This is a genomic window from Carbonatibacter coralli, assembly GCF_039592655.1.
In the GTDB taxonomy this organism is placed as follows: Bacteria; Pseudomonadota; Alphaproteobacteria; order Kiloniellales; family Kiloniellaceae; genus Carbonatibacter; species Carbonatibacter coralli.
This window is the reverse complement of the sequence record NZ_JBBUTJ010000003.1, coordinates 175464-189428: the sequence shown is the minus strand read 5'-3', so window position 1 is coordinate 189428 and position 13965 is coordinate 175464. Positions and strand designations below refer to the sequence as shown.

General features: G+C 52.9%; 11 protein-coding genes. 9 read left to right on the top strand and 2 right to left on the bottom strand.

The genetic code is table 11. The features are described 5' to 3' along the window. Positions 1-23 precede the first annotated feature (23 nt). From rseP to lpxB, 8 genes are all read left to right on the top strand, one after another. Entirely contained in the window at positions 24-1127 is a 1104-nt protein-coding gene (gene rseP / locus AAAH10_RS09285; protein ID WP_343562798.1) for an RIP metalloprotease RseP, read from the top strand. A gap of 103 nt (positions 1128-1230) precedes the next feature. After that, positions 1231-3522 (top strand): outer membrane protein assembly factor BamA, encoded by a 2292-nt coding sequence (bamA, locus tag AAAH10_RS09280; protein WP_343562796.1) that lies wholly within the window; start codon positions 1231-1233, stop codon positions 3520-3522. Between the two features lie 16 nt (positions 3523-3538). Further along, a complete protein-coding gene (locus tag AAAH10_RS09275) occupies positions 3539-4153 on the top strand; it encodes an OmpH/Skp family outer membrane protein (protein ID WP_343562794.1) in 615 nt (204 codons plus the stop codon). Positions 4154-4172: 19 nt separating this feature from the next. Continuing rightward, a complete protein-coding gene (lpxD, locus tag AAAH10_RS09270; protein ID WP_343562792.1) occupies positions 4173-5213 on the top strand; it encodes a UDP-3-O-(3-hydroxymyristoyl)glucosamine N-acyltransferase in 1041 nt (346 codons plus the stop codon). Then, positions 5206-5676 (top strand): 3-hydroxyacyl-ACP dehydratase FabZ, encoded by a 471-nt coding sequence (gene fabZ, locus AAAH10_RS09265; protein ID WP_343562791.1) that lies wholly within the window; start codon positions 5206-5208, stop codon positions 5674-5676. Before lpxD ends, fabZ begins: the two co-directional genes overlap by 8 nt. Further along, positions 5676-6461 (top strand): acyl-ACP--UDP-N-acetylglucosamine O-acyltransferase, encoded by a 786-nt coding sequence (lpxA, locus tag AAAH10_RS09260; protein ID WP_343563298.1) that lies wholly within the window; start codon positions 5676-5678, stop codon positions 6459-6461. The genes fabZ and lpxA overlap by 1 nt, the downstream gene beginning before the upstream one ends. Positions 6462-6479: 18 nt before the next feature. After that, positions 6480-7370: an LpxI family protein gene (locus AAAH10_RS09255; protein WP_343562789.1), complete on the top strand. Its 891-nt coding sequence runs from the start codon at positions 6480-6482 to the stop codon at positions 7368-7370. Beyond that, a complete protein-coding gene (gene lpxB / locus AAAH10_RS09250) occupies positions 7367-8539 on the top strand; it encodes a lipid-A-disaccharide synthase (protein WP_343562787.1) in 1173 nt (390 codons plus the stop codon). The genes AAAH10_RS09255 and lpxB overlap by 4 nt, the downstream gene beginning before the upstream one ends. Before the next feature lie 88 nt (positions 8540-8627). Here the strand turns inward: lpxB and AAAH10_RS09245 are convergent, their stop codons facing one another. Both AAAH10_RS09245 and gltX read right to left on the bottom strand, forming a co-directional pair. Beyond that, positions 8628-9932 carry a citrate synthase gene (locus AAAH10_RS09245; RefSeq protein WP_343562785.1) on the bottom strand — a complete coding sequence of 435 codons (1305 nt, stop codon included), beginning with the start codon at positions 9930-9932 and terminating at the stop codon, positions 8628-8630. A 168-nt stretch (positions 9933-10100) separates the two neighbouring features. Further along, complete coding sequence (gene gltX / locus AAAH10_RS09240) at positions 10101-11519, bottom strand: glutamate--tRNA ligase (RefSeq protein ID WP_343562783.1); 1419 nt, start codon at positions 11517-11519, stop codon at positions 10101-10103. A 218-nt stretch (positions 11520-11737) separates the two neighbouring features. Between gltX and AAAH10_RS09235 the strand changes: the two genes are divergently transcribed. Further along, positions 11738-13957, top strand: a complete 2220-nt coding sequence (locus AAAH10_RS09235) for a ComEC/Rec2 family competence protein (protein WP_343562781.1) — start codon at positions 11738-11740, stop codon at positions 13955-13957. Positions 13958-13965: the final 8 nt, after the last annotated feature.

Sequence of the window (13965 nt, the reverse complement as noted above, 5' to 3'; positions counted from 1 at the left end):
ATTTTAAAAGGCAGAATGTTCGAATGGATCTTGTTTCAATTCCAGCCTTCCTCGTTTTGATAACGATACTGGTTTTTATTCACGAGTTTGGTCATTTCTGGGTCGCCAGAAAATGCGGGGTCAAGGTTATGACCTTCTCCGTCGGTTTCGGACCCGAGCTTTTCGGGATGACGGACCGGCACGGGACGCGCTGGAAGTTTGCCGCGATTCCTCTCGGCGGCTATGTCAAAATGTACGGAGATGGCAACGCCGCAAGCGCCGATGCTATTGATCCGGATGATCCTGCGCGGGATATCGACAATCCTGAAGCGGCATTTCGGACCAAAACGGTCTGGCAGCGTTTCGCTATCGTTGCAGCCGGTCCCCTGGCAAACTTTCTGCTCGCCATTGTCCTGATTACCGGGCTTTTTTCGGTTTTTGGTCAGCCTTATGCTCCTGCGAGGGTCAATTCTGTCGTTGAAGGATCTCCGGCAGAGGTCGCAGGTTTTCTTCCGGATGATCTGATCACGGCTGTTGATGGCAAGCAAATCGACAGTTTTGATGAACTGCGCCGGACCGTTCAACTCGGTGATGGCTCTGCTTTTGTGTTCACTGTTCTCAGAGACGGTTCAACACTGGAACTGACCGTTGTTCCCGAGGTAATCCGTGGCACAGATCCGCAGGGGCGGGAAACAGTTCGCTATCAGATTGGAATCGGCAGCGTCAGTCTGGAGCGCAGACAGCTGGGATTTGTCGAGGCCTTCAATGCCTCTCTCGTTGAAATCTGGTCTGTAACAACAGGCTCTTTCAAGGCCGTCAAACAGATTATCGAAGGCTTTCGTCCGGCATCGGATCTGGGAGGTCCCATCCGGATTGCACAGATTTCCGGAGAGGCGGCGCAAAACGGTTTGCCCAGCTATATCTGGACGATGGCTCTCTTGTCGATCAGTCTGGGTGTTCTGAATCTTCTGCCAATCCCTGTTCTGGATGGGGGGCATCTGCTTTTTTATATTATTGAGATAGTTAAAGGCAGTCCTCTTTCGCTGAAAACACAAGAATACTGTTTTCGAATAGGGCTGGCTCTGGTATTGAGCTTAATGGTCTTTGTAACCTGGAATGACACCTTCTATACGTTTTTGACGAACTAGACGTGGCATACGGGTTCTGTTTGATTTTATCGATACGCTGTTCGATGCGTTTCGGGGGGTAACAAAAAGAATGTTAAAACCTGTCCGGGCTTATTTTTCTGGGGTGAGTTTTTCCAATTGGCTGGCTGCCTTTGCGCTTGTGGTCGGAATGCAGGTGACGGGTTTGATCCCGTCTGCTTCCCTGGCGCAGAATCTGGCGTCCAATCAGCCCATTCAGCAGATTGTTGTTGAGGGAACCCAGCGTATCGAACCTGAGTCTGTTCGGTCCTATCTGACTGTCAAACCCGGGGATGTTTTTGATCCGATCGAGTTGAACCAGTCGCTCAAGGCCATCTTCTCGACCGGGCTTTTTGCAGATGTCTCGTTCCGCAGGGAAGGAGCAACCCTGGTTGTGAACGTTGTCGAGAACCCGATTATCAACAGGGTCGCCTTTGAAGGCAACCGCAGCCTGAATGATGAAGTCCTTGGTGCGGAAGCCACATTGCGTTCCAGATCGGTTTACACGCGGACCAAAGCCCAGGCAGATGCGCAACGCCTTCTCCAGCTCTATCGCCGTTCCGGACGTTTTGCAGCATCTGTGGAGCCGAAAATCATTCAGCTCCCGCAGAACAGGGTTGATCTGGTTTTCGAGATTTCCGAGGGTGAAAAAACTTTTGTGAATGCGATCAACTTCATCGGAAACCGTGCTTTTGACGATGACGATCTGCGCGACGTTGTTTCAACCTCTGAAACTGCATTCTACAAGTTCCTGAGTTCCTCTGATTCCTATGACCCGGACCGGCTGACCTTTGACCGTGAACTCCTGCGCCGTTTTTACCTCAAGAACGGCTATGCCGACTTTGATGTCCTGTCTGTGGTTGCAGAGCTGACCCCGGATCGCAAGGCCTTTCTGGTGACCTTTACTCTCGAGGAAGGCAACCGTTACCGCTTTGGTTCGATTGAGGTGGAAAGCAGCCTGAAGGATTTCAATGTTGCGGATGTACAGGATGATATCCTTACAGTTGATGGTGAATACTACAACGCGAACCTGGTTGATGACACCGTTTCCGTTCTGACCGACAGGGTCGGTGAATTGGGCTATGCCTTTGTGAACGTTAATCCCCAGCCTGATGTCGATAAGGAAAACAGGTTGATCAGCCTGCTTTACTCGATTGATGAAGGTCCCCGTGTTTTTGTTGAGCGGATTGATATTGAAGGCAACGTGCGGACTTTGGATCGCGTGATCCGTCGTGAGTTTGAACTGGTTGAAGGGGATGCCTTCAACGCGGCGAAGCTGCGCCGTTCGCGTGAGCGTATTCAGCGTCTTGGCTTCTTCCGTACAGTCAATGTTGACAATGTTGCCGGTTCCACTCCGGACAAGACCATTGTGAAGGTCGAAGTCGAGGACCAGTCGACTGGTGAACTGAGCCTTGGTGCAGGTTTCTCTTCAAGTGATGGCCCTCTGGGGTCCATTGGATTGAGGGAGAGAAACTTCCTGGGGCGTGGTCAGGACGTTCGTATTCGCCTGTCGCTTGCCGGTTCCGGTTCCCAGGCGGACTTTGGTTTCACCGAGCCCTATTTCATGGGCAAGGACATCTCTGCAGGTTTCGATGTCTTCCGTATTGAACGGGACAACGATGAACTCTCCTTCGACGAGGTCAGCACCGGTGGCGCCCTGAGAACAGGCTTTAATCTGTCCGACGATCTCAGACAGCTGGTGAACTACAGGCTTGAATTCACGGAAGTGAGCAATATTGACAGTGATGCCTCGCTTCTGGTGAGAGAGCAGGAGGGGGACACCGTCAAGTCTGCTGTTGGAACATCCCTGATTTACGACAAGCGTGATACAGCCTTCAACACCAAGGAAGGCTATGTTGTTCGTCTCGATACCGAACTGGCAGGTTTGGGTGGGGATGTCAGCCACCTGAGGACAACATTGAGCTCAACCTATTTCACATCCTTCTTTGATGATGAATACACCCTGTCTGTCCGCGGTGAGGTTGGCAACATTATTGGCCTGGCTGAAGACACAAGAATTTCCGAACGCTATTTCCTCGGCGGCAACAGGCTGCGCGGGTTTGAAAATTCCGGTGTTGGACCACGTGACAGCGTGAGCGATGATCCGCTTGGCGGCAAGCAGCTCTACAATGGTTCTGTCGAGCTGAGCTTCCCGCTTGGATTGCCGGAAGAGTTTCCGGTCAAAGGTCGCCTCTTTGCCGATTTTGGTGCAACCTTTAACATCGATGGCAATGAGACAGGGGTCGAGGACGAGAGCACGCCGCGTCTGTCGATCGGTCCGGGGATCAGCTATGACTCTCCATTCGGGCCGTTGCGTGCGGATGTTGGTATTGCAATCCTGAAAGAGGACTTTGATGAAACAGAAGTGTTCAGTTTCAACTTTGGAACAAACTTCTGATCTGGATTGGCTGTGAATGGCTTCTATGACGTCTTTTGCAATGTTCCCGGGTTATCTGCAGCGTGATGGTCTGTTGCGCTGTCTGATGACAGCACTGTATGCGGTCGTCCTGGCTGTTGCATTGCAGCCGGATGCCCGTGCCCAGGAAACCGGGAGTGGTTTGAAAATTGCGATTATCGACACCCAGAAAGTCCTGTCTTCATCAACAGCGATGACCCAGATTAACAGGTCAATTGAAGACAAGAGAGACGCCTTGCAAAACAGGTTTCGCGAGAAAGAACAGCAGCTCATTCGTGCCAGCCGGAACCTTGTTCAGGAAAAGTCCGTTCTTGATCCTTCGGTTTTCGCCCAGCGCAAGGGGGATATTGACCGCGAAGCTGCTTCTGTGCGCAAGCAGGCGAAAGAGTTGAAGGCTGAGTTGAACATCATCTATGCCAACAGCGTTGATCTTGTCCGCAAGGAAATGAACAGGATTATCCTTGAAAGAATCAAGGCGCAAATGTTTGATCTGGTTGTTGAAAAGAGAGCCACAGTCTTTTTCAGAAGCGATCTGGAAATTACAGACCAGATTATTGAAGAGTTAAACCGGGTTCTGCCTCGTGTTTTGGAAGCACCTGAGCAAGTACAATAAAAAGGGATCCTGTCACACAATGGCTGATCAAAACTTTTTTCATCGCTCAGGCCCTTTTACCCTGAAAGAGCTGGCTGGAATTGCCGGAGCCGAACTGCTGCTCAGGACGGAAAACGACATTCTGATCGAAGATGTGGCTCCATTGCAGGCAGCCTCTGACGGGCAGGTTTCCTTTCTGGACAACAAAAAATACCTGCAGGCGTTCAGGGACACCAAAGCTGCTGCCTGTATTGTTGCGCCCGAATTCAAGGATTTGGCTCCGGACACTGTCAGTCTGCTTGTGACCAGCAATCCATACAAAGCCTATGCTCTCGTAACACAGGCCTTTTATCCGGAAGCAGGCCGGATCCCCCGGGAATGCGGGATCAGCCCCCATGCCCATGTTGCAGACACTGCAGACATTGGAGAAGGCTGTGAAATTGCAGCGGGTGCTGTGATTGAAGAGGGGGCCGTTCTTGGTAAAGCCTGTGTTGTCGGAGCGAATGCCGTTGTTGCAAGAAACGTGGAGGTGGGCTCCGGAACCGTGATCGGGCCCAATGCCTCTCTGGAGTATTGCCGGGTCGGTTCAGGCTGCCAGATTCATGCCGGCGCCAGAATTGGAACCAGAGGTTTTGGCTTTACAATGGATCCTGACGGTTTTCTGGATGTGCCTCAAATCGGACTGGTTCTGATCGGCGACGGGGTTGAAGTGGGAGCAAACACGACAATTGACCGCGGGGCCGGACCGGACACCATCATTGGCGATGGAACCCGTATTGATAACCAGGTCCAGGTCGGTCACAACGCAAAGGTTGGGCGGAACTGTGTCCTCGTGGCCCAGGTTGGTGTGGCGGGAAGTGCCGAGCTTGGTGATTTCGTTGTCATGGCTGCCAAATCGGGCGTTGCCGGTCATATCAAAATTGGTACAGGTTCCCAGGTTGCAGCAAAATCGGGAGTGATGAAATCCATTGCTCCGGGACAAAAAATCGGAGGCCATCCCGCCATTCCTTTAAGAGACTGGCTCAAGCAATCGGCCTATCTGAATAAACTTGTGAAAAATAGAGGAAATTCTGATGACTGAACAAAGCGCAAACGACAAAGAGCTGCGCTCGGCTGACATTTTGAAAATCAAGGAAATGATTCCGCACCGTTATCCTTTTCTGTTGATTGACAAGGTCGTTGATATTGCTGTGGATGAAGGCGCTGTCGGCATCAAGAACGTGACAATCAACGAACCCTTTTTTGAAGGTCACTTCCCGCGTCAGCCAGTGATGCCGGGCGTTCTGATTGTTGAGGCCATGGCGCAAACTGCGGCTGTGCTGGTGGTGGAAACGCTCGAGGGTGAAGCTGCCGGAAAGCTGGTTTACTTCATGACGATTGACGAAGCCCGTTTCCGCCGTCCGGTTGTTCCGGGGGACCAGCTTCAGCTCCATGTGACAAAATCCCGTAATCGCAGGAATGTATGGAAGTTTGACGGCGTTGCAAAGGTCGGCGACACTGTTGTAGCTGATGCAAAATTCTCTGCAATGATTATGGATGACTGATTGTGACAATTCACCCCACAGCCATCATTGAAGATGGTGCACAAATCCATGAAACGGCGGAAGTCGGCCCTTATTGTGTGATTGGTCCGAAGGTTCAACTGGAAGCCGGGGTCAAGTTGCACAGCCATGTTGTGATCGTTGGCAAAACATCTGTCGGGGAAGGCACGGAAATCTATCCTTTCTCTTCAATTGGGCAAATTCCACAGGATCTGAAATTCTCGGGCGAGGATTCAGAGCTGGTGATCGGAAAGAACAATCGCATCCGGGAATATGTGACCATCAATTTGGGCACCAAGGGTGGCGGCATGGTCACCAGGATTGGTGACAACTGCCTGATTATGGCTTCCGCTCACGTGGCACATGATTGTCAGATCGGCAACAATGTTATCCTCGTGAACAATGCAACTCTTGCAGGGCATGTCGAAGTTGGTGACTTTGCCATTGTCGGCGGCCTTTCGGCTGTTCATCAGTTTGTCCGGATCGGCCAGCACGCCATGATTGGTGGCATGTCCGGTGTCGAGAATGATGTAATCCCCTATGGCCTTGTAATGGGTGAACGCGCACGTCTGAGCGGTCTGAACCTCGTTGGTCTGAAGCGCAGAGGCTTTGAGCGCAAGGATATCAGCGATCTTCAGGCCACGTTCCGGCAGATTTTTGCAGACGAGGGCACAATGGCCGAGCGTCTGGAAAAGGAACAGTCCGAAAACCGGCAGGGTCTTGCCAGGGACGTTCTGGATTTTATTGGCTCTGATTCATCCAGGGCTCTTTGTCAGCCGAAAGACTGATTGGACAGCAGAGGCATCATGACGATGAATTCCTTGTCTCAATCTGATGCAGGACAGACGCTTCCCAAGCTTGGTATTCTTGCTGGCTCGGGGCCGTTGCCCAGAAAACTGGTCGAACTTTGCCATCAAACAGGCCGTCCGGTCTTCGTCATGGCTTTTGACGGGCATACCGATCAGGAAACTGTCGAGGGTGTGGATCATGCCTGGTCCAGGCTGGGGGCGGCCGGAACTGTCATAAAGACCCTGAAGGCGAACGCGGTTCAGGAAATGGTGATGATCGGGCCAATCAAACGTCCTTCAGTCAAGGAATTGCGACCTGACTGGCGGGCCATGCAGGTGCTGGCCAGGGCTGGGATGAAAAGTCTTGGCGATGATACGCTGTTGCGTGGGGTCATTGACACTCTCGAAGAGGAAGGGTTCCTTTTCCGGGGGGTGGATGACTTCCTGCAGGACCTCCTGATGCCATCAGGGCCTCTTGGCGAATTTGGTATTGATGATCCGGAAACCGTCTCGGATGTTCGCAGGGGAGTGGAGGTTGCCCGCGCTCTTGGTGCTGTTGATGTGGGGCAGTCCGTTGTTGTTCAGGACGGGCTGGTGCTGGCTGTCGAGGGTATTGAAGGCACGGATGCGCTGATCCTGCGGAGCAGAGAGCTGAAACGTGAAGGCAGGGGAGCTGTTCTGGTGAAGCTGAAGAAACCGGAACAGGATCGCCGCGCTGATCTGCCAACGGTAGGGCTGACCACTCTGGCCAACGCTGTTGCGTCCGGCTTCAGGGGGATTGCCCTTGAGGCAGGAGGCAGTTTGCTGGTTGACCGGGAACAGGTTGTCCGGAAAGCCAATGAAGCCGGTGTGTTTGTTTGTGGTATCCATCCCTCTGATTTCATGGAAGAGCAGGAAACGGAACAGTGAGGGAAAAACCTCTTGTTTACATCGTGGCAGGTGAACCGTCGGGGGATCTGCTTGCTGCTCGCCTGATGGCTGCGCTCAGGCGAAGAACATCGGATCAGGTCGAGTTCGTCGGGATTGGTGGCAGCAACATGCAGGCTCAGGGGCTGAGCAGCCTGTTTCCGATGAAGGAACTCTCGGTGATGGGCTTTGCGGAAGTCCTGCCCCATATCCCCCATTTTCTGCGCCGGATTGGACAAACTGTTGAAGACGTGAAGCAGAAAAAACCGGATGTCTATATTTCAGTGGATGCGCCCGGTTTTTCCCTGCGTGTCAGCAAACGTTTGAAGAAGACCGGAATACCGCTTGTTCACTACGTTGCCCCTTCTGTGTGGGCCTGGAAGCCTAAGCGGGCCAAAAAGATATCGGCCTATCTTGATCATCTGCTGGCTTTGCTCCCGTTTGAACCCCGGTATTTTACCCGCCACGGACTGGAGACGACCTTTGTTGGTCACTCTGCACTGGAAGATCAACCCAGGGGACTGAACAGGGAAGAATGCCGGGAAGAACTGGGGCTTGATCCCGGTTGCACAACGATTGTTGTCTTGCCGGGAAGCAGGGAAAGCGAGATTTCACAGCTTGGCAGTATTTTCAGCCAGACGCTCAGCAATCTGCATGCCTCCTACAGGGACAGTCTGCAGATTGTTGTTCCTTGTGTGGATCAGGTTTCTGATTCTGTTCAGCGGCTTGTTGAGCGCTGGCCGTTTAAGACTGTTGTGTGTCATGGCAAGGATAACAAGTACAGGGCCTTTGCCGCAGCGGATGTGGCTCTGGCAGCTTCCGGTACAGTCTCTCTCGAACTTGCGATTGCTTCGGTTCCGACTGTCGTGGGCTATCGTGTCAAACCGCTCTCGGCCTGGATCATCAGGCGTTTTATCAAGACGCGCTATTATTCCCTGCCCAACATTCTGCTGGACGAGGAGTTGCAGCCTGAACGCATTCAGGAGTGTTGTCGTCCGGATATCCTGGCGGCAGATCTCAAGCTTTTTCTAAGAGACCCGGCCATGTGCAGGGAGTCTGATGAAGGCTGTGCCCGAATAGTGGAGATGCTTTCTCCGGAGGAGGGAACCCCAAGCGACAAGGCGGCTGAAGCTGTGCTTGAGGTGATCCGGAAAAATCAGCAATCCGGTTAAATCCGTGACATTTTGCGACAGATCGTAAAAAAGAGGCTGCCGGATGGGCAGCCTCTTTTGTTGTATCCGCTATGAATGATGGATTGCCTTATTTGCGTTGGTCCATCGGGACAAAATCGCGTTTGTCTTCGCCCAGGAAAAGCTGGCGAGGGCGGCTGATTTTCTGCATTGGATCCTCGATCATCTCGTTCCACTGAGCGACCCAGCCGACAGTCCGGGCAAGAGCAAAGAGAACGGTAAACATGGAGGTCGGGAAACCCATGGCCTTGAGAATAATGCCGGAATAGAAATCCACATTCGGGAAGAGTTTCTTTTCCTTGAAATAGGGATCGGAAAGCGCGATGCGCTCCAGCTCCATCGCCAGTTCCAGCAGTGGATCGTCTACATTGAGTTCTGCGAGAACCTCGTGGCAGGATTCACGCATGACGGCCGCGCGTGGATCGTAATTCTTGTAAACGCGGTGACCGAAGCCCATCAGACGGAAGGGATCATTCTTGTCTTTCGCGCGCTCGATAAACTCCGGAATGCGATCCTTGTGACCGATCTGCTGAAGCATTTGCAGGACGGCTTCGTTTGCACCACCGTGCGCAGGACCCCAGAGCGAGGCGATGCCCGCAGCAATACAGGCAAAGGGGTTCGCACCGGAAGAGCCGGCGATCCGGACTGTGGATGTTGAGGCATTTTGCTCGTGATCGGCGTGGAGAATGAAAATGCGATCCATTGCACGCGCCAGAACCGGGCTGACCTTGTATTCCTCTGTCGGTACAGAGAAGGTCATGTGCAGGAAGTTTTCCGAGTAGCTGAGATCGTTGCGGGGATAAACAAAAGGCTGGCCGATGGAATACTTGTAAGCCATCGCTGCCAGTGTCGGCATTTTTGCAATCAGACGATGAGAGGCGATCAGTCGCTGTTGCGGATCACGTACATCGGTTGAGTCGTGATAAAAGGCTGAGAGCGCGCCAACTACACCCACCATAACAGCCATGGGGTGGGAATCGCGACGGAAGCCGCGATAGAAATTCATGACCTGTTCATGAAGCATGGTGTGATAGGTGATCTTCTTGGAAAAGTCTTCCTTTTCCTCCACATTGGGCAGTTCACCGTTCAGCAGCAGGTAGCACACTTCCATAAAGTCACTTTTGGATGCGAGCTCTTCAATGGAATATCCCCTGTGGAGCAGGACACCCTTGTCACCATCAATATAGGTGATGGAGGAATCACAACTCGCGGTGGAGGTGAAGCCGGGATCATAGGTAAAACAGCCAGTCTGGGCATAGAGACGACGCACATCAATAACAGAAGGGCCAACCTTTCCATCCATCAGGGGCATTTCGAAGCTTTCGCCCGTTCGGTTGTCCGTTAGTGTGAAAGAGTTCCTTTTGTCAGCGCTCATGTCTTTTACCTTTTGTTTTTTTGTTAAAAGTCCCTTTGCGCCAGCATAATGGTTAAAGGCTTAAACATCAATTACAGAACGCATTTTCTTCAATGAAGGCTTCGGGAAAAAACAAAAGCCCCTGCCGGGGGAGACAGGGGCTTTCAGACGCTCGTGCTCTGGCAGGGGTCAGAGAGCCTGATCCCCGATACGGCCAAGGGATTCTTCCTTGCCCAGAATTTCCATCACTTCAAAAACACTCGGGGAGACATTGCTGCCTGACAGAGCGGCCCGTACAGGCTGTGCGACCTTTCCAAGTTTGAGTTCCTGGCTTTCAGCAAAGCTTTTGAGCAGCTGTTCGATTTTTTCAGCTTCCCATTCCTGAAGGGTTTCCAGTTGGGCGTGGAGGAGGGAAAGTCGGGAGCGGGCCTCATCATCCAGAAGTTTGGCGGCCTTTTCATTCAGTTCCAATGGGCGAGGGTGAAGATAAAAGGCAGCAGAATCAGCCAGTTCCAGAAGGTTTTTTGCACGCTCTTTCAAGCCGGGCATTGCTTTTTTCAGCAGTGTTTTCTGCGCATCGCCAACCTGCAACTCCTGACGGTTTGCCAGAAGCGGGGCGACAAGCTCCACCAGAGCTCTGTCCTGGCTGTTGCGGATGTAGTGACCATTGAGGTTGTCCAGCTTCGCAAAATCAAAGCGCGATGGGGCCTTGCCTACAGCATCAATGTCGAACCATTCGACAGCCTGTTCTGTTGAAATGATTTCCTCGTCACCCTTGCCCCAGCCAAGACGCAGAAGGTAGTTGCGCAGTGCTTCCGGAAGATAACCCATCTCGTCGCGATAGGCTTCGACGCCAAGAGCACCGTGACGTTTGGAAAGCTTGGCACCATCTGCTCCGTGGATCAGCGGGATATGGGCAAACTCGGGAATGTCCCAGCCCATGGCAGCATAGAGCTGATACTGGCGGAAGGCGTTTGTGAGGTGATCATCTCCGCGGATGACGTGGGTAATGCCCATGTCGTGATCGTCGACAACAACAGACAGCATGTAGGTGGGTGTGCCATCTGCGCGCAACAGGATCATGTCATCGAGCTGGCTGTTTGGAACTGTCACATCACCCTGAACGAGATCCCGGATTGTGGTTTCTCCGTCCTGTGGCATCTTCAGACGCACGACAGGCTTGACGCCTTCGGGAGCCTCGGATGCATCACGGTCGCGCCAGGTGCCATCATACTTGATCGGGCGTCCTTCTGCCTTTGCCTTTTCCCGCATGGCTTCCAGTTCTTCGGGCGAGCAATAGCAATGATAGGCCTTGCCCTGTTCCAGAAGACTGTTGGCCACTTCTGCATGCCGGTCACGCTGTGCGAACTGGTAAACAACGTCTCCATCGTGGTCCAGTCCAAGCCAGGAGAGACCATCCAGAATGGCATCAATCGCTTCGGGGGTGGAGCGGGCACGATCCGTGTCTTCAATACGCAGTGTGTAGCGGCCACCGTGGTGCCGGGCGAAAAGCCAGTTGAACAGTGCTGTTCTGGCTCCCCCGATATGAAGAAAACCGGTTGGGGAAGGTGCAAAACGTGTCACGACTTGTTTGGCAGATGCAGACATTGCAAAGGGCTCCATAACGGCTTGTCTGTTTCAGTGAACGATCTCCGTTTCGCCATTCCTGTGAACGGCTTGCAAGGAGGGTCATTCTTCTTTCCGGCTGATGTATCACAGCTCTTGAGGAGTATCAAATGCCGGGAAGGGGGAAAGACGTGGAAAAAGGGAGGGGCTGTAAGTTATGATGGAAAAAGAGCAATGGATAACAAGGCGCTTTTCCTGAAATGCTGTGGGATCGTTTGATTGTTGAGGGGCGGAATCTGAATCGCAGGCTCGGGAAAAGCGGTTTTCTGGACAGGGCCTTTTCCAGGATCCGTCTGTTTTACCTGTGTGTTCTATGCTTTGGTTTGGGAATTGCCACCTATTTTCTGCCGGATTATGAACCTCCCGAATGGATATGGCTTGCGATCATCGGAGCCTTGCCGGCCACTCTGATTCTTTCAGCAGGATTGATGTCCCTGACACGGTTTGTCCGGTTCGGCGCAGTTCTTTTGCTTGCCGGATTGTTTTTCTGCGGGTTCGGGTTCATCAAGTACAGGGCCGAAAACGCAGGAACAGTGATGCTTGAAAGAGAACTGTTCGGAGCACCTTTCAAGGGATGCGTTGCCGAAATCGAGCCCCATCGGCAGGGTGCCCGTCTGACATTCAGGGAGGTAGAGGTTCCCTGGCTGGGAAACGGGAAAACACCATCGGGTCTCAGGCTCACAACCCGGCAGGAGGATGTGTTTGATATTGGCGACTGTATAGAAGGCAGGGCAGCGCTTCTTCCCTCTTCCGGGGCCCTTCATCCTGATGGGTACAATTTTGCAAGGCAGAACTATTTCAGGGGGATTGGTGCTTCGGGCTTTATGATGGGAGATGCCGAAAAGATCGACGCCGGTGGGGCTCTTGTCCGGGGCAGTTTGACGGAAGCATGGACAAGGCTGTGGAATGGTCTCCGGCTGGATTTGATCCGCTCCATCAAAGCGTATCTGCCAGAGGACGAGCAGGCGTTGGTGATTGTTTTCCTGACAGGCCAAAAGGGCAAGCTGACGGAACAGCAACAGGAGAGTATGAGGCAGTCCGGTCTGGCTCATCTTCTGGCCATTTCCGGTCTGCATATGGGATTGCTGGCAGGAATTCTCTTTGGGGGAACGCGTTTTATGCTGGCCCTCTGGCCTGCGCTGGCCTTGCGCTATCCCATCAAGAAACTGTCTGCCGTTGTTGCCTTTGCCGGTTGTTTTCTCTTTCTGCAGCTGATCGGCGCCCCTGTTCCGGCGCAACGGGCCTTTATCATGATTGGTTTTGCCCTTGGTGCAATCCTGCTGGACAGGAATCCCTTTTCCTTCAGACTGGTTTTTGTCGCGGCTCTGGGGGTGATGATTCTGGCTCCGGAAGTTGTTGTCAGCGCCTCTTTCCAGCTTTCCTTTGCAGCTGTTCTCGCTCTGGTTTCCTTTTATCAGACGATTGCACGGGCAGACTGGGTGCATCGTTTGAAAAATGCCGAGCTTGAGGGAAGACCCGGTGCTGTTCTGAGCCTTTTGCCCGGGGCTGTGACCGGACAGGTTCTGTGGTGGCTTTGCAGCCTCTTTCTCTGTTCACTGGTGGCATCCCTGGCAACCCTGCCATTCGTCGCCTATCACTTTCAGAACATATCCCTGATGGGAATTCCGGCCAACATGCTGGCTGTTCCCTGGACAGGTGCGGTTGTCATGCCATTGGTGCTTGTGTGTCTGGTTGCGCTCCCTCTGGGCATGGGGGAGCCTTTCGTGAGAATGCTGTCGTGGTCTCTGGATCAGTTGCTGCTGATCGCAGAGTTCTTTGGTGCCTTTTCCCTGGGGGCAGTTCATGTCCCGCCTCTGGGGGTGGAAGGTTTGCTCCTGCTTCTGCTGATCTTTCTCTGGCTTGTTTTGATCGAGGGTCCACTGCGTTGGGCAGCTTTACTTGTGGTGCCTTTTTGGGCCATCCGGATTGTCGCCCAGCCTCAGCCCGTCATGCTGGTTGATGAGAAGGCGAAGCTGATCGCGTTCAGGGACGAGGAGAGTATTGTTGTTTCAACCCTGCGCAGTGAACGCTTTGCCCGGAACATCTGGAAGGACTATTGGGGAAGCGACCAGATCATTGACTTTCAGAAGGCTGCTGTGACTTCTGAGCGGATCAACTGCGATCCGTCAGGATGTCTTGTTCATTTTGACAGTCCGGAGCAGGAAGAAGCGTTTGACGTTGCCTTGTCCTTCTCGCCGAATTCCCTGAGGCAGGATTGCAGAAACGCAGATTTGGTGATTGCACGCTATCCTGTTTACCGCTTTTCCTGTGAGGTTCCTCTTTTCGACAGGAGAGTTCTGGGAAAAACGGCGGGCATCGCGCTCTGGCCGGAGGATACGGGACACTCCGGATACAGCATTACAGCTCTGAACGGCAAAGCTCTTGAACCATCAGGAGAGAAGCGCCCCTGGGAGAGATAGGCACAGAC